This window comes from Acidimicrobiales bacterium (assembly GCA_041394265.1).
GTDB lineage: Bacteria > Actinomycetota > Acidimicrobiia > Acidimicrobiales > SZUA-35 > JBBQUN01.
The window spans coordinates 122,282-137,672 of the sequence record JAWKIO010000005.1 but is presented as its reverse complement, the minus strand read 5'-3'; the positions used below and the strand labels follow the sequence as shown (position 1 = coordinate 137,672).

Annotated in this window: 12 protein-coding genes; 2 read left to right on the top strand and 10 right to left on the bottom strand. The window is 67.6% G+C overall.

All coding sequences use genetic code 11. The annotated features are described in order from the left end of the window. Positions 1-154: 154 nt before the first annotated feature. Both R2733_00715 and R2733_00710 read right to left on the bottom strand, forming a co-directional pair. Positions 155-1,627 (bottom strand): wax ester/triacylglycerol synthase family O-acyltransferase, encoded by a 1,473-nt coding sequence (locus R2733_00715; protein ID MEZ5375000.1) that lies wholly within the window; start codon positions 1,625-1,627, stop codon positions 155-157. Between the two features lie 4 nt (positions 1,628-1,631). Further along, complete coding sequence (locus tag R2733_00710; GenBank protein MEZ5374999.1) at positions 1,632-3,065, bottom strand: HAD-IB family hydrolase; 1,434 nt, start codon at positions 3,063-3,065, stop codon at positions 1,632-1,634. A gap of 74 nt (positions 3,066-3,139) precedes the next feature. On the opposite strand from R2733_00710, the gene R2733_00705 reads away from it, so the two are divergent. Continuing rightward, on the top strand, positions 3,140-3,775 hold the full coding sequence (locus R2733_00705; GenBank protein ID MEZ5374998.1) for a TetR/AcrR family transcriptional regulator: 636 nt from the start codon (positions 3,140-3,142) through the stop codon (positions 3,773-3,775). Between the two features lie 145 nt (positions 3,776-3,920). Continuing rightward, positions 3,921-5,105: an acetyl-CoA C-acyltransferase gene (locus R2733_00700; GenBank protein MEZ5374997.1), complete on the top strand. Its 1,185-nt coding sequence runs from the start codon at positions 3,921-3,923 to the stop codon at positions 5,103-5,105. A gap of 120 nt (positions 5,106-5,225) precedes the next feature. Here R2733_00700 and R2733_00695 read toward each other — a convergent pair whose 3' ends face one another. From R2733_00695 to ppk2, 8 genes are all read right to left on the bottom strand, one after another. Beyond that, complete coding sequence (locus R2733_00695) at positions 5,226-5,834, bottom strand: EAL domain-containing protein (protein ID MEZ5374996.1); 609 nt, start codon at positions 5,832-5,834, stop codon at positions 5,226-5,228. 141 nt (positions 5,835-5,975) lie between these two features. Next, positions 5,976-7,421, bottom strand: a complete 1,446-nt coding sequence (gene xylB / locus R2733_00690) for a xylulokinase (GenBank protein MEZ5374995.1) — start codon at positions 7,419-7,421, stop codon at positions 5,976-5,978. A 157-nt stretch (positions 7,422-7,578) separates the two neighbouring features. After that, positions 7,579-8,517 carry a hexose kinase gene (locus R2733_00685; protein MEZ5374994.1) on the bottom strand — a complete coding sequence of 313 codons (939 nt, stop codon included), beginning with the start codon at positions 8,515-8,517 and terminating at the stop codon, positions 7,579-7,581. Positions 8,518-8,627: 110 nt separating this feature from the next. Then, positions 8,628-9,257: a TetR/AcrR family transcriptional regulator gene (locus R2733_00680; GenBank protein ID MEZ5374993.1), complete on the bottom strand. Its 630-nt coding sequence runs from the start codon at positions 9,255-9,257 to the stop codon at positions 8,628-8,630. Continuing rightward, a complete protein-coding gene (locus R2733_00675; protein MEZ5374992.1) occupies positions 9,254-10,786 on the bottom strand; it encodes an MFS transporter in 1,533 nt (510 codons plus the stop codon). Before R2733_00675 ends, R2733_00680 begins: the two co-directional genes overlap by 4 nt. A gap of 170 nt (positions 10,787-10,956) precedes the next feature. After that, positions 10,957-12,525, bottom strand: coding sequence for an FAD-dependent oxidoreductase (locus R2733_00670; GenBank protein MEZ5374991.1), 1,569 nt, complete (start codon positions 12,523-12,525; stop codon positions 10,957-10,959). 118 nt (positions 12,526-12,643) lie between these two features. Next, positions 12,644-14,257, bottom strand: coding sequence for a multicopper oxidase domain-containing protein (locus R2733_00665; GenBank protein ID MEZ5374990.1), 1,614 nt, complete (start codon positions 14,255-14,257; stop codon positions 12,644-12,646). A 182-nt stretch (positions 14,258-14,439) separates the two neighbouring features. After that, entirely contained in the window at positions 14,440-15,369 is a 930-nt protein-coding gene (gene ppk2, locus R2733_00660; protein MEZ5374989.1) for a polyphosphate kinase 2, read from the bottom strand. Between the last annotated feature and the right edge of the window lie 22 nt (positions 15,370-15,391).

Below are 15,391 nucleotides of genomic sequence, written 5' to 3'. Positions count from 1 at the left end.
TCGGGCCTGCGTCCAAAACCTGACAACCTCCGGGTTTGCGTCGGCTCCGCCGTACGCAGGCCCGGAGGTTTGGCTGGATTGGACGGTGCCCCGGCAGAACCGTCAGCGTGGGAGGACGGCTCGGCGACGTCGACGAGTGGGGGCGCGGCCTGGGTCAGAGGGTGGCGAGGAGGTCGGCGAAGGACTCGGCGACGTGGCGGCGGAACTCGGCGGGGTCCTCGATGGCCGTGGGGTCGATGAACAGGCCGATGTCGAAGTTGTTCTCCGACGACATCGCCGTGGCGTTGCACGGGGTGCCGGCCAGCGGTCCCATCGTGACCGTGCCCATGACCCGGGATCCGACCACGTACACCGGGAACGGGGCGCTGCGCAGGTTGGAGGTGGCGAGGTCGAGCTTCGAGGCTTGGGCCCGCGCCGCCCGGGTGATGACCGAGGTGGGGAGCAGGTTCACCACACCGGAGAGGATGGTGACGCCACCGCCCTTGGTGGCGTCGTCCTTGGCTCGGGCGATGTGCTGCTTGACATCGTCGAGGCGGTCGGTGATGGACATCTCGTGGCCCGACACTCGGACCGGCACGGGCACGAACGAGTTGCCGCCGGCGCTGGAGCCTTTGCGGGTGCTGAGCACGAACGAGGTGTTGATCGACTCGAGCGGGGTGTCGTGGGTGCCGTGGTAGCGCACGACCGCCTCGACCATGCCGGTGAGGAAGGCATCGTTGATGGTGGCGTCGTGTCGTTTGGCGGCGGCCTTCAACTGATCCAGCGGGACGCGTACGTGCTCGAGGTGACGGTGGCGGGAGCGCTCCTTCCACAGCGGGGAGCCGCTGGTGGCCTCGCCGCCGGTGTTGACGAGCTGCCCGACACTGCTGCGAGCGGTGGCGGCCAGCTCATCGAGACGTTCGTTGGCCCGGGTGGGGTCGGCCGGCCACATGGCCACTTCGGCGGCGAAACGCCGGGTGAGCCCGAGCTGCCGGCGGACGAGGTGGGTGGTGGAGCGGGTGACGGTGGTGCGCAGATCGGTGGCGAGATCCCCACCGGCTTCCTTCTCTTCGTAGGCCGCGACGTCGTCGGCGATGATCTGCTCGAGGTCGACCTCGGGCGGGAGCGGGTCGTCGGGGCTCAGGCTCTGGTAGAGCTCGGAAAGCCGGATCTGCCCGATGCCGTCGGCCACGGCGTGATGGGTGAGCATCCACAGGGCGCCGCCGCCCGATTCGAGGCCGTCGATGGCGACGAAGCGCCACAGGGGGCGGGTGCGGTCGAGCGGTTCCTGGTAGAGCCGAGTGGCCAGGTCGAACAGTTCTCGTTCGGAGCCACCGTCGGGCAGGGTGATGTGCCGCAGATGGTGGTCGAGGTCGAACTCGGCGTCGGGTGCCCAGGCGGGTGTGGAGATTCGGCCGAACCCGGGGACCACGCGCTGACGAAAGCGGGGGATGTGGGCAACGGCGTTGCGCATCACCTGGCGGAACGCCGCCATGTCGAGTGGTTTGTCGAGCAGTACCAGCGCTGCGCCGCTCGGGTTCAGCCACGGATCCTTCTCGACGTTCCACATGAGCGCTTCGTGCTCGGTCATGCGGTCGGACGACTCGATGGTGCGGGGCTTGTCGTGCTTCGCCGGGGTGATGGTCACGGTCTCAACCCTTCTTCTGGGTGTCGAAGCCGGGTCGACGATCGACCTCGGCCTCGGGGTCTCCGGTGTAGCCAGGGGGGAAGGTGCGCAGCAACTCCTCGTGGGTGGGGGTGCGGCGCTCGCGGGCCTCGTCGGGTAGGAGGTCGACCAGCGCCTTCATGATCCGCTTGGTGTCGGCGTCGGCACTCTTGTACTTCAGCGGAACGGCCGCGCCGACCGTGGCGGTGACCACGGGGCGGGTGCGGGGCGTGAGGTTCGGCAGGCGGGAGCTGCGTGGCCACACCTTCTCGGTGCCCCAGAGGCCGACGGGGATGACCGGCGCCTGGGTCATGGCGGCCAGGCGGGCGGCGCCCCAGCGGCCCTTGAGCTCGGGCTCGAAGAACGCCGGCCCCCGCGGGATGGTGCCTTCGGGCGCCATCATGAGGAGCTCGCCACCGGCCAGGGCCGCGGCGGCGGCCTGGAGCGGCTCGTCGGAGCCCGTGCCGCGGTCGACACGCACGCCTCCCATGCCTCGCATGATCTTGCCGACGATCGGAACGTCGAACACTTCCTTCTTGCCGAGGCTGCGCACCGGGCGGCCGGCCTTGGCCGACACGTAGCCCATCACCGTGGGATCGAAGTACGACCGGTGGTTGAAGACCACGATGGCCGGGCCCTCGGCGGGGATGTGCTCGATGCCGGTGATGCGAACGTCGGCCAGCGTGGAGAACTCGGGACGCATGAAGGGGCGGGCCCAGTCCTGGAGCTCCCGGCCGGCGATCTTGAACACGCCCTCGTTCTTGTCGAGGTGGCGGATCTGCCACCCCTTGAGCAGGGCGAGCGACGACAGCCGGAGGTCGGGATTGACCGCGACGCCGGTGCCGACGGCATCGAGCAGGGGAGCGTCGAAGTAGCTGTCGGAGTAGGCGGTGCTGCGGTCGAGATCGACGCCGTTCGCGGCGGCCCAGTCGGCGACTGCTGTTGCCTTGGCCTTGCCCCAGACGAAGGTGCCGTTGTGTTCGCCGGTGAAGTGGGTGCCATCGTCGACCCATTCGGTGGCGATCACGTGATCGAAGCCGAGCCGCTCGGCGAAGGGGCGCACGAAGGGAGCGGGTGAGGTGGTGGCGAGGACGAGGAGATCGCCCTTGGCCCGATGCTGCTCGAAGACGACCTTGGCGAACGGCTGCAGCATCGATTCGAGTTCGGCGGCGGCGCTGGTCATGGCATCGGTGATGGCGTCGACCGGCCACCCCTTCGATGTGCGGACACCGAGCTTGGCCGGCTGCATCAGAATCCAGCTCTCACCGAAGGTCTCGTAGAACTTGAGGAACGCATCGGCGAGGGGCAGGTGCGGGAGATCGCCGAGGCCGGCGCCGGCGAGATGTCGCTGGAACACCGGGGCCGACGAGGTGTTGATCAGGGTCCGGTCGAGGTCGAAGATGGCAGCAGATCGGCTCATGGAGCAATGATATGTCAGCGACTGACATTCGTCAATGGCTGACAAATGGCGGCGACTGACCTAAGCTGTCGATCGTGACGACCGTGACTGCCGAACCGAGCACCAGATCCGTCGAGCCCGACCCGACCGACGACGGTCGTCGAGACCGCAAGAAGCGGCTCACGAGGGACGGGCTGATCGAGGCCGCCGCCGAGCTGTTCGCCACCACCGGCTTCGATGAGACCACAACAAACGACATCGCCGAGGCGGCCGATGTGTCGCAACGCACGCTGTTCCGTCACTTCCCGACCAAGGAGGCGCTGCTCTACGGCGACATGGACGAGCTGAAGCTCGAACTGCGCCGAGCCTTCGCCGAGCGACCGGCCGACGAAGCGATCCTCGACGTCGTGCGCCACGCCATGCTCACCGTGGCGGCCGACTTCGACACCAATCGGGAGCGGCGCCTGCTGCAGGTGCGGCTGGCCGCAGCGACGCCGTCGGTGTCCGCCCACAGCCGGGCGGTCGTGCAGGCCCAGTGGGAGCGCGAGATCATTGCCGCCGTTGCTGCTCGCCTCGGCGTCGATCCCGTCGCCGATCCTCGTCCCGAGATCATCGCCGGCGCCGCAATGTCGGCCATCCGAGTGGCGACCCGCCAGTGGACCGCCGGCGGCGGCACCGACGACTTCACCGATCTGGCCGACGGCGCACTGTCGGCGATCGCCGATCTGTAGGCGGGGTCGGCGATCGCCGATCTGTACGCAGGGTCGCCGATCGCCGACTTGGAGACGTGGCGGCCGGCCCGGCTGATGAGTGGCTAGGTATGGCGGGCGCATCTGGGCTAGAAACTAGGGCCAGCAATCGTTCACACATCTCGGAGTGAGTATCACCATGCGCGAAGCCGTCATCGTTTCCTATGCCCGCACGGGGTTGGCCAAGTCCGCCCGTGGCGGCTTCAACATGACCCCCACCATGACCATGGCTGCCCATGCAGTCGAGCACGCCGTGAAGAAGGCCGGGATCGAGCCCGAAGCCGTCGAGGACTTCTACCTCGGCAACGGCGCCCACGGCGCCGGCAACCTCGCTCGTCTGGCCGGTCTCCTCGGCGGCCTGCCGGTCACCACCGCCGGTGGCACCGTGCAGCGCCACTGCTCGTCGGGCCTCAACTCGATCGCCGCCGCCGCCAACTACATCAAGTCCGACGGTGCCAACGTGGTGGTCGCTGGTGGTGTTGAGTCGATCTCGATGCCCAACCCTGGCTTCGGTGGTTCGCCCAACATGGATCCGGCCCTCACCGACCAGTACCCTGCCATCTACATGGCGATGATCGAGACCGCCGACATCGTCGCCGAGCGCTATGGCGTGTCACGTGAGTACCAGGACGAGTACTCCCTCGAGTCGCAGCGCCGCACCGCCGCCGCTCAGGAGGCCGGTCTGTTCGACGACGAGATCGTGCCGATGAACACCAAGATGAAGGTGGTGAACAAGGAGACCGGCGAAGAGTCGATCATCGACTACGTGGTCGACCGCGACGAGTGCAACCGTCCGAGCACCACCCTCGAAGGCCTGGCCAAGCTCCAGCCGGTGCGGGGCGAAGGCAACTACATCACCGCCGGCAACGCCAGCCAGCTTTCCGACGGCGCCGCCGCCGTGGTCATGATGGAAGCGGCCGAAGCCGAGCGTCGTGGGCTCGAGCCCATGGGTGCGTTCAAGGGCTTCGCCGTTGCCGGCTGCGAGCCCGACGAGATGGGGATCGGTCCGATCTATGCCGTGCCCCGCCTGCTCGAGCGTCACGGGCTCACGGTCGACGACATCGACCTGTGGGAGCTCAACGAGGCCTTCGCCAGCCAGTGCCTGTACTCGCGTGACAAGCTCGGCATCGACCCCGAGAAGTACAACGTCAACGGCGGCTCGATCTCGATCGGTCACCCGTTCGGCATGACCGGCACCCGCTGCGCCGGCCACCTCCTGCAAGAGGGTCAGCGCCGGGGCGCCAAGTGGGGCGTCGTCACCATGTGCATCGGCGGCGGTCAGGGTGCCGCCGGCCTCTTCGAGATCTACTGAGCTCGTTCGATCTTCGTCACGACGGCCCCGCCTCTTCCGAAGAGGTGGGGCCGTTGGCGATTTCCGTGGCGGTCGGTGGCTGCGGTGGAGATGATCGGCCTCAGCGGTCGGACACGGACGTCAGCGGTCCGATGCCGTCCGGCGGGCGAGGATCTCGTCGCCGGTGAGGAGCCCGGCGGGGTCGGTCTCGACTCGTCGATCGCCGGCGTCGTGCTCGACCCCGATGCCGTAGGCCCGCAGTGCGCCAAGGAGCGACTCGACCCGGGCACAGTCGTCGATGTCGATCGTGCCGGTCAGCACGAGGCACAATTGGCCGGGATCGATGCCGCTGGTCTCGATGGCATCGGCCACCGTGGCGAGAAACGCCGTGGCGACGAGGTGTTGGGCCGAGACCGAGATCGACGCCTGCACCCGCAGCTCGTCTTCGGTCCACGCTGCGAGTTGGAGGCATGCCTGCCACAGCACCCAGTCACCCATCGGAATGACCATGCCGGTGGCCTCGGCGATGGGCCAGAAGGTTCGAGGCGGTACGACGCCGAGTTGGCGGTGTTGCCAGCTGAGGTGGGCGTCGACGCCGGCGAGTTCGCCACTCCGCCGGTCGTACAGCGGTCGATACCGCAGCTCGAAGGATTCGTCGGTCACAGCGTCGAAGAGGTCCCGCTCGAGTGAACGAACTGCCAGGCCGTCGTTCGTCGTCGTAGGGGTTTGCTCGAACGTGTTCTGCCGCACACGAAAGTATCGGACGGCACCACCGTCGTTATGACGGTGACCGCAGTCCGGATCGGGACGTTCTGCGCTCTCGGAACGCGGACGCTTGGGGTGGCCTGTGGAAACGCTGCTTGCTCGAGGGCCAGTGCCGTCTTCGCCGGGTCAGGGCAGCTGCTGGGAAGCGATGGTGGCGTAGCGGCGGCGGATCGATGATCGGGCGTCGTCAGCCTCCACCGCTCGGTGCGGGAGTTCGGTGCCGGCGCCGAGACCCCAGGCTGCCGCTACCGCGATGGCGTCGGCCTGGCCGAGCACCGATGCGGCCTGCACGCAGGCGCCGGCGGCGACGGCCTCGTCGGCGTCGGGGACCACGACGGGCTGGTCGGCCAGCTGGGCGACGATCTCGCGATAGGCCGCCGATCGGGCGCCGCCGCCGATGAGGAACAGTCGACCGTCGAGCTCGACGCCGGCAGTACTGAGCGCTTCGACGCCGTTGAGGAGGCCGCACACCACGCCCTCGTGAGCGGCGCGGGCGAGCGCCGCTCGGCTGGTACCGGTGCGCAGACCGTGGAGCCGACCGGTGGCATCTGGCAGGTTGGGGGTCCGTTCGCCGTCGAAGTAGGGGACCAGGACGACCCCGTCGGAACCGGCAGGGGCGACGAGCGCCAGGTCGGCGAGATCGGGCGCGCTCAGGCCGAGCATGGCCGCCATCCAATCGGTGACCTTGGTGGCGTTCAGGGTGGCGACGAGTGGGAGGTAGCGGCCGGTGGCGTCGGCGAACCCGGCGACGGCGCCGGTCTCGTCGGTCGTCGGCACCGGGCTGACCGCGTAGGCCGTACCCGAGGTGCCGATCGACATGGCGACGTCGCCGACGGCGAGGCCGATGCCGAGGGCCCCGGCCATGTTGTCGCCGGTGCCCGGGGCGACGATGGCCGACGGAGGGAGCCCGAGATCGTTGTCGCCGACCTCGCCCGCAATCTCGAGCGGTTGCAGCACCGACGGAAATCGCTCGATCAATCCGGCGTCGAGTCCGGCCGCTTCGAGGAGGTCGGGGCGGTAGGTGCCGGTGATCGGTGACCACCAGCCGGTGCCCGAGGCATCGCCTCGGTCGGTGACGACCCGGCCGGTGAGCCGATAGGTCAAGTAGTCGTGGGGGAGCATGGCATGTGCAATGCGGTCGAGGAGTTCGGGTTCGTGCTCGGCCACCCACGCCAGCTTGGTGATGGTGATGCTGGCGACGGGAACCGACCCGCACGCCCTCGCCCAGTTGGCGGCCCCGGCCGACGACACCATCGCTGTCGCCTGCGGGGCTGATTCGGTGTCGTTCCACAGCTTGGCCGGTCGGAGCGGTTCGCCGGCACTGTCGAGGAGCACGAGGCCGTGCTGCTGACCAGCCACGCTGATCGCGCTGACCTCGGCGAGATGGTCGGCCAGGGGAGCGAGGGCCTCGGTGAGGGCCGACCACCAGGCGCGAGGATCCTGCTCGCTGCGTGGTGGTGAGGTGGCGGGATGGCGGCCGCGCCCGGTCGCGATGAGCTCACCCGTGTCGATGCGGCGCAGCTCGGCCTTGTTGGATTGGGTGGACGAGTCGATTCCGAGGACGAGCGTCATGACGGCGTACTCCGCAAGGTCGAGATGGCGGTTTCAGGCAAACCCACCCGTTCTGTGCGTCAGAGTTCCCGCAGTCGGGAGGTTTGACGCACAGAGCGGGGTGTAGTGGGAAGTGTGGCGCACAGAAAGAGGAAGGAGGAGCGGGGCCGGCGGACCGTCAGGTCGAGCGGGTCACGAGATGGTGAAGGGATTCAATGTCGGCCGGGCGACACAGCTCGCTGCCGGCGGTGAGGACAGCTGCCGTGCCCGCCGCGATGCCGAGATGGACGGCGTCGTCGACCGAACCGCCCCTCGCCAGCTCGACGGCCATGCCGGCCACCATGGAGTCACCGGCACCGACGGCACTGGCGACCCGGACCGACGGGGCCCGGAAGCGGACGAACCGGCCGTCCTGGTCGAGCACCATCGCGCCGCCGGCGCCGATCGAGACGACGATCGCACCACATCGGGCGCTCGCCATCAGCTCCACGAGGCCGCCCTGGATCTCGTATTCGGTGAACAGCTCGCGACCGACGGCGCCACACAGCTCCCGAGCGCTCGGCTTTACCACCCGACTCGGCGCCATGATCGCCTCCAGCAATGCCGGGCCCGAGGTGTCGACCACGACGTCGACGCCGAGAGCTGCAACCGCCTCGATCAGCTCGGTGATGTAGCCGTCGGGGACCCCGCCGGGCATCGAGCCGGAGATCACGAAACACTTGGCATCGGCGCAGGCGGCGAGGACCTCGTCGCGACAGCGTTGCAGGGTGTCAGCGTCGAGGGGCTCGCCTGGCACCACGAAGCGGAACTGGTTGCCCGTGCTGAGTTCGTTGACGGTGAAGCTCTCTCGCGTCTCTCCCTCGCAGCCGATATCGGCATGCATGACGCCCTCGAGATCGAGCTCTCGGGCGAGACGGGTGCCGTTGGCCCCGCCGAGCGGGAGGATCGCCAGGGCGGTGGCTCCGAGTCGGTCGGCCACTCGGGCGACGTTCACGCCGCCGCCACCCGCCTCGGTGGATGCCGGTCCGCAGCGAAGCTTGTGGGTGTGTGACACGACATCGACCGAGGTGGTGATGTCGAGCGCCGGGTTGAGCGTGAGCGTGACGATCGCAGCCATCCCCCGATCATGGCCGCTGCCGTGGCCCGATGTGAGGAGTCAAAGGTCAGATCAGCACGCTGTGCCCGAATCCGGGCGCTTCTGTGGCGAGTTGATGCCGCTGAGAGGTGTCAACTCTCCAAAGTTGCTGGGGGTGGGAGGGGTGGGGGCGGGATGAGGGTGGTCACCATGCGGGTGATGAGGTCGGCGCCGACGGGTTCGTTGAGCATCAGGCGCCCCAGGAACAACGGGCCGACCAGCGTGCGCACGAGGACGTCGAGGTCGGTGTCGGCGGCGAGTTGGTGGTCGTCGATCGCCTGTTGCAGCACCGAGCGGAGGGCTGCTCGTTTCTCGTTGGCGAAGCGGAGTTGGATCTCGCGCACCTCGGGGAACCGTTCGGCGGCATGGATGATGGCCGGGAGGACACCTCGCCAGGGGTCGGTGTGGAGCATGGTGTCGAGCTGGCCGAGGTAGCGGATCAGATGGGAGCGGACGTCGTCGCCGGTGGTGCTGTCGACCGGGCCCGCCGTGATCGAGATGGATCGGATGGCGGAGTCGACGAGTTCGGCCCGTGAGCTCCAGTGCCGGTAGATGGTGGACTTGCCGACACCGGCCCGAGCCGCAACCGCTTCGATTGACATGCCGTCGAAACCGCGCTCGGCAAACTCGGCGAGCGCGGCGTCGCAGATGATCCGACGGGAGTGCTCGATCCGAGGGTCGACCGGCACGTCGGCGCCGGCCGGGGTCGCACCGGCGTTCACGACTCGGTGCGGCTGATGACCACGGCCGTCGCGATGGCGGCAACGACGGCGACCACGCTGACGACAAGCGCGACGGTCGAGAACGCATCGGTGAAGGCAACGGCGGCGCTGCTGCGCACGGTTTGGCCGAGCGCTTCGGGAAGTTGCCTCGAGGCATAGAGGGCGCCACCCATCGACTCGTCGGCCGCCGCCAGCGCCGGGCCCGGGAGGCCGAGACCGGAGAGGTCGATCCCGCCGCGGTACGCCGAGTTGAGGATCGAGCCGAGCACGGCAATGCCGAAGGCGCCGCCGACTTCACGGGTCGTGTCGTTGACGGCTGAGCCGACGCCCGCCTTCGACTGGGGGACCGACGACATCAGGCGCCCGGTCGACACCGCCGCGGTCGATCCCATGCCGGCACCGAGCAGGACGAAGGAGATGACGAGCCGCCAGTAGGGGGTGGTCGGCGTCACCAGCGACAGCAGCCCGAAGCCGACGGCGATGCATGCAAAGCCGGTCGCGATCACCTTGGCGGCGCCGATCTTCTGGGCCAACGCGGCGCTGCGCGGTGACACGATGATGAGTGCGATGCCGAGCGGCATGGTCGAGAAGCCCGCTCGCAGCGGTGAGTAGCCCTTCACGAACTGCAGGTACTGGGTCGCAAGGAAGAAGAACCCGAACATCATGAAGAACGCTGCGGTGATGACGGCGCTCGAGATGCTGAAGCTGGGCACCTTGAAGAACTCCATCGGCAACATCGGATGTTCCGCCCGCAACTCCCACGCGATGAAGCCGACCATCGCCAGGCCGCCGATGGCGAAGGCAGCGAGGACACCGCCGGCGGTCCAGCCGTGTTGACCTTCGATGATGCCGTAGAGGATGCCCGCCATGGCGATGAGCGACAGCACCGCGCCGAGCGGGTCGAGCGGGGTGTCGTCGTCGTCCTTCGAGGTGGGCGACAACACGGCGACGGCAGCCAGCGTGGCGACGACGATCGGGACGTTGACGAGGATGGTCGAGCCCCACCAGAACCCGGCGTGCAGCAGCAGCCCGCTCACGACCGGACCCAGCGCACCGCCGGCACCGGCGAACGCGGCCCAGAAGGCGATGGCCTTGGTGCGTTCGTCGGGTGGGAAAACAGTGGTGATCAACGAGAGCGTGGCGGGCATCACGAACGCAGCACCGATGCCGGAGATGGCGCGCCCGGCGATGATCTGGGCGGGTGCGTCAGCGAGGCCGGCCACCGCAGAGCCGATCGCGAAAACCACGAGACCGGCCATCAGTGCCTTCTTGCGCCCGTACTTGTCGCCCAGGGCGCCGGCAGCCAGCAAGAGCCCGGCGAAGATGATGGCGTAGGCATCGACGATCCATTGGAGGTCGGTCGCCGAGGCCGCCAACTCTTCCTGGATCGTCGGGAGGGCGACGTTCAGCCCTGACACCGACATCACCACCATCACCAGCGAGAGGCACATCACGCCCAGCAACTTCCAGCGCCGTTCGTAGACGTGCGGCTGTTCCCACAGGGGAACGTTGGCGTCGGTGGTCTGCATGGTTCGCCTCACTCGGCTCGGTGGTTCACACTGCAAGGGCGAGACGCAAGCGTTTCGCTGGATCATGACGAAACGCAAGCGTTTCGCTGGATCATGACGAAACGCAAGCGTTTCGCTGTGAAACGGCACCGTATCGCACCCGCCGCAAGCACGTGAGGGATTGCGGATGATCAGAAGCCGAAGATCTCGTTGACCCGTTCCATGCCCGGATCGGCGCCGAGGTCGTCGTTGCGGATCACCATGGCGAGCTTGGTGCGTCGACGCAGGAAGTCGTCGGGGTGGACGATCATCTCGCGCTCGGCCATCAGCATCAGTTCGCCGACGAGCACATCGCTGTTGGCCAACGCCGGCTCGGCGAGCGACGGATCGCGATCGATGAGCGCCAGAAGGTCGAAGGTCGCCATGCCGTGACGCCGCCACAGCACCTCGGCGAGGGTGTCGGCCACCTCGATGTCGGGAGCCCGATCGAGGCCACGTTTCGCCGCCGCTTCGTAGAAGCGTGTCCGTTCGGACTCGCTCGGCTCGCCGAACCATCCGGGGGCGGGGGTGCCGCCGATGACGCCGATCTCGGCCAGCGCCTCGGCCACTTCGTCGCCGACGTTGAGGCAGTCGGTCAGCTTGCCGCCGAAGATGCTCACGACCTTCTTTGCGGCGTCGACCTCGACCTCGTGCTTGCGGGAGAGCGAGGTCCAGTCGGTGTCGGTGCGGTCGTCGCCGGTCCGGGTCACGACCAAGGGACGGACCCCACAGCGCTCGGAGATGATGTCGCTGCGAGTGAGTGGGGTGTCGAGATCGAGGCGAGCGTTGATCTGCTCGAGGAGGAAGTCACGGTCGGCGTCGAGGACGCCCTCGCGTGGGTTGTCGGTGCGGGTGTCGGTGGTGCCGACCACCGACCGGTTCGCCATGGGAATGACGTAGAACAGGCGGCCGGTGTCGTCGAAGAACGCAAGGATGCGGTCGCTGTCGGTCAGTTTGGGCACGATGAGGTGGATGCCCTTGGAGTAGACGATGCGGTGCTCGGTGCGGAGGTCGAGCTGCTCGTTGAGGCCGTCGATGAAGGGGCCGGCAGCATTGACGATGGCCGTGGCGGTCGCCCGTAGCGGCGAGCCCGATTCGGTGTCGGTGAGGGACACGGTCCAACGGTCGTCGTGGCGATCGGCCCGATCGACCGAGACGTAGTTGACGGCGGTCGCCCCGAGATCGAGGGCCGAGCGGACGAAGCCCCACACGAAGCGGGCATCGTTGTCGGGGAGGTAGGCGTCGGCGTAGCGGATACCACCCTTGGCCGTGCTGGTGTCGACCAACGGCTCGGTGGACTCGATGTCGGACGCCCGGTACACCCGGGGCGCCTTGGTGGCGAAGCGCCCGATGCCCCAGTAGCCGACTGCGCCGAGTGCCGCGAGCGCGAGCGGGAACGGGGCCGTCTGGTCGAGCGTGGCGAGGAAGTCGATCTCCTTGATCTGGGTCGGGTAGCTCCGCAGCATGTGATTTCGAGAGGTGCAGAGATCCCAGACCAGCTTCAGCTCGTAGTTCTCGAGGTACTTGAAGCCGCCCCAGACGAGGTTCGACGACTGCTGGCTGGTGAAGCTGGCGAAGTCGCCGCGCTCGACCAGGGCGACCCTGAGGTCGCGGGCGGCCAGGGCCGCTGCGGTCACCGCACCGTTGATGCCGCCCCCGATCACCAGCACGTCGAAGTGCCCGCCGTCGAGTTCGGCCAGCTTCTGTGCTCGCAACTCCATCGGCCAAACGGTAGCCATCGCCAGGCAAAACGCACGGATCCGGACCAGGTGTCCGAACGCGACAGCACCCGGCCGCTGGGGCCGGGTGCTGTCGACGAGTCGCTCGTTGGGAGAAGCGTCAGCCGTCGCTGTTGGTCGAGCTGGCCGAGGCCTCGGCCTCGTCCGCTGCGTCGGCTTCGGCCTGGGCGTCGGCCAGGTCCTCGGCGGTCACGCCGCCGGGGTTGGTGCCGTCCTCGGCCACGCTGTGATTCGGGTTCAGCCGCCAGTTGCTGGGGCGAACCGGCTCGTCGTTGGGGTCGAACCCGGGTGTCTCGTTGACGATGATGGCGGTCACCATGCCGAACATGCCGGTCGAACGCTCGACGTGGGTGAGGATGTGGCAGTGCCAGACCCAGACTCCGGCGTCGTCGGCCCGGAACATCACCGTGTAGCGCTCACCGGGAGCGATGTTGAGGGTGTCGGTCCAGTAGGGCTGCTCGAGCGGGATGCCGTCCTTTGCGTACACCAGCTGCGGGAACTGGTGGAGGTGCATCGGGTGGATCTGCAGACCCTCGTTGTAATAGGTGACGCTCGCCCATTCGCCCTGGTTCAGCACCAGCGGCTCGGTGGCAGGGAAGCTCTTGCCGTTGAGGCTGAGGCCGATCGTGCCGGCGTCGTTGAGGATCATCGGCATGTCGACGGCGAACTCGCCGTCTTCGGGCAGATCGACACCGCTGACACTCATGCCCCACGGTGCGGGGTTCTCGCCGACGACGAAGGCGCCGAACATGCCGTTGACCACCTGGGTCTGAGCGTGGTTGTGGGCGTGGTACATGCCGATGGCGTCATCGTCGACGACGAACTCGTAGACGAACGTGCCGCCGTGGGGCTCGATCAGATCCTGGGTGTAGGGGGCGACGCCGTCCATGTCGTTCGGGGTGTGGACGCCGTGCCAGTGGATGTCGGTGCCCATTGGCAGGTTGTTGGTGAAACGGACCCGGAACTTGTCACCACGGTCGAGATCGAACTTCGGTCCGGGCACCATGCCGTTGTAGGCCCAGGCATCCACGTAGAGACCCGGCTCCTTCTCCCACTGCACGATCGAGGCTTCGAGGTCGAACACCTTCGTGCCATCGGCGAGCACCTCGGTCGGCTCGAGGATCTGGTTGCCCTTGCCCTCGGTCTCGGCCGGGTAGGCCAGCATGGACTCCATCATCGCGGTGTCCATTGCGGCGTACTCTTCGTCGGTCATGTTCGAATGGTCGGTGCCACCGCCCGAGCTTGCGGCGGCGACGGTCTCGCCGCTCCCGCTGACCGTGAGCACGGCGACCATGCCGGAATCGGCGTGGCCGGCGATGTCGCAGTAGACCTCGTAGGTGCCAGGGTTGAGCTCGCCCAAGGCCAGCTCCACCACGCCGCCGGCGCCGACGTTCGGCGACAGCAGCCCGAGCTCGCGGACGCCGACGTTGTGATCCATCGAGCCGTCGTTCTTGATGACCAGGGTGACCTCGCCTTCGGGGGCGACCAGGTTGCCGTTGATGGTGAATTCGGCCAGCGTGACATCGATGCGGGTGGACGGCGTGGCGCTTGCGCCTCCACCGTCGCCGGCGAGGATGCCGATGGCGGCGATGCCGAGCATGAACGCCATCACGATGGCAAGACCACCGAGTGTCAGGATGAGGAACCAACTGCCGCCGAGGCGTTCCTGTTGGGGGCCGGCCGCATACGGCGCGGTCTGGTCGGGGGATGCCATGTGTGATCTCCGGTGGGGGCGAGGGCGTGGCGGCACGTGCCGTCCGACGCCGGGACTCCGACAGTTGTCGTTGATTCAGCGTTGAACGAGAAGGGACCAAGGTCCTCAAATGTCCGGGATCGGTGCCATTTCGCGTCAAAAGTCCCGCTCAGCCGTTGTCGTGGCGGCCGGCTGATGCCTGCTCAGTAGATGCGGGGAACGAACGTCTGGTCGCGCAGCGGCGGCCGGATGTAGGGGACTTCCTCACGCTGGGGGATCTCGACCGGTTCGGGCACCACGTCCTCGTAGGGAATCTGCGACAAGATGTGACTGATGCAGTTCAGGCGAGCCGACCGCTTGTCGTCGGACGGCACCACGTACCACGGCGCCTGCTTGATGTCGGTGTGCTGGAACGTGGTGTCCTTCGCCATCGAGTAGCGGGTGTACAACCGGTGCTCCTCGAGATCCATCTCGGACAGCTTCCAGCGCTTGATCGGCTCCTCGTTGCGGGCCTTGAACCGGCGCTCCTGCTCCTCGTAACTGACCGAGAACCAGTACTTGAGGATGATGATCCCGGACCGAACGAGCATGCGTTCGAACTCGGGACAGGTGCGCAGGAACTCCTGATGCTTCTCCTCGGTGACGAAGCCCATGACCCATTCGACGTTGGAACGGTTGTACCAACTGCGGTCGAACAGCACGATCTCGCCGCCCGAGGGCAGTAGCGGGACGTAGCGCTGGAAGTACCACTGGGTCTGCTCACGGTCGGTGGGCTTCGGCAGGGCTTCGGTGCGGACGATGCGAGGGCTCGTGCGCTCGTTGATGCGCTTGATCACGCCACCCTTGCCCGCCGATCCCCGGCCCTCGAAGATGATGAGCACTCGCAGGCTGTTGTGGTGCACCCAGTACTGGAGCTTGACCAGCTCCTCCTGGAGTTCTTCGAGCCGAGCTTCATAGACGTCCTTCTTGAGTCGGCCGCCGGCGTAGTCTTCGGGCTTGGGCAGGGTCGGGGTGAAATGCGGCGACGACACGGAGGCGGCGTCGGCTCGTTGGCCCCAGACGTCTTGTTGCCATTGGCCCTCGAACTCGTCCTCGGGCCGGCTGGACTTCGCGTCGTGGTGACCTTTGGCCATGGGCGGAACCTCGGTTCATGTG

Coding starts and splice junctions, on each gene's coding strand:
- R2733_00710 (MEZ5374999.1), bottom strand. CDS start 3,065: ATGAGCCGATCTGCTGCCATCTTCGACCTCGACCGGACCCTGATCAAC.
- xylB (MEZ5374995.1), bottom strand. CDS start 7,421: ATGACGCTCGTCCTCGGAATCGACTCGTCCACCCAATCCAACAAGGCC.
- R2733_00685 (MEZ5374994.1), bottom strand. CDS start 8,517: ATGGCTGCGATCGTCACGCTCACGCTCAACCCGGCGCTCGACATCACC.
- R2733_00675 (MEZ5374992.1), bottom strand. CDS start 10,786: ATGCAGACCACCGACGCCAACGTTCCCCTGTGGGAACAGCCGCACGTC.
- R2733_00670 (MEZ5374991.1), bottom strand. CDS start 12,525: ATGGAGTTGCGAGCACAGAAGCTGGCCGAACTCGACGGCGGGCACTTC.
- R2733_00665 (MEZ5374990.1), bottom strand. CDS start 14,257: ATGGCATCCCCCGACCAGACCGCGCCGTATGCGGCCGGCCCCCAACAG.
- ppk2 (MEZ5374989.1), bottom strand. CDS start 15,369: ATGGCCAAAGGTCACCACGACGCGAAGTCCAGCCGGCCCGAGGACGAG.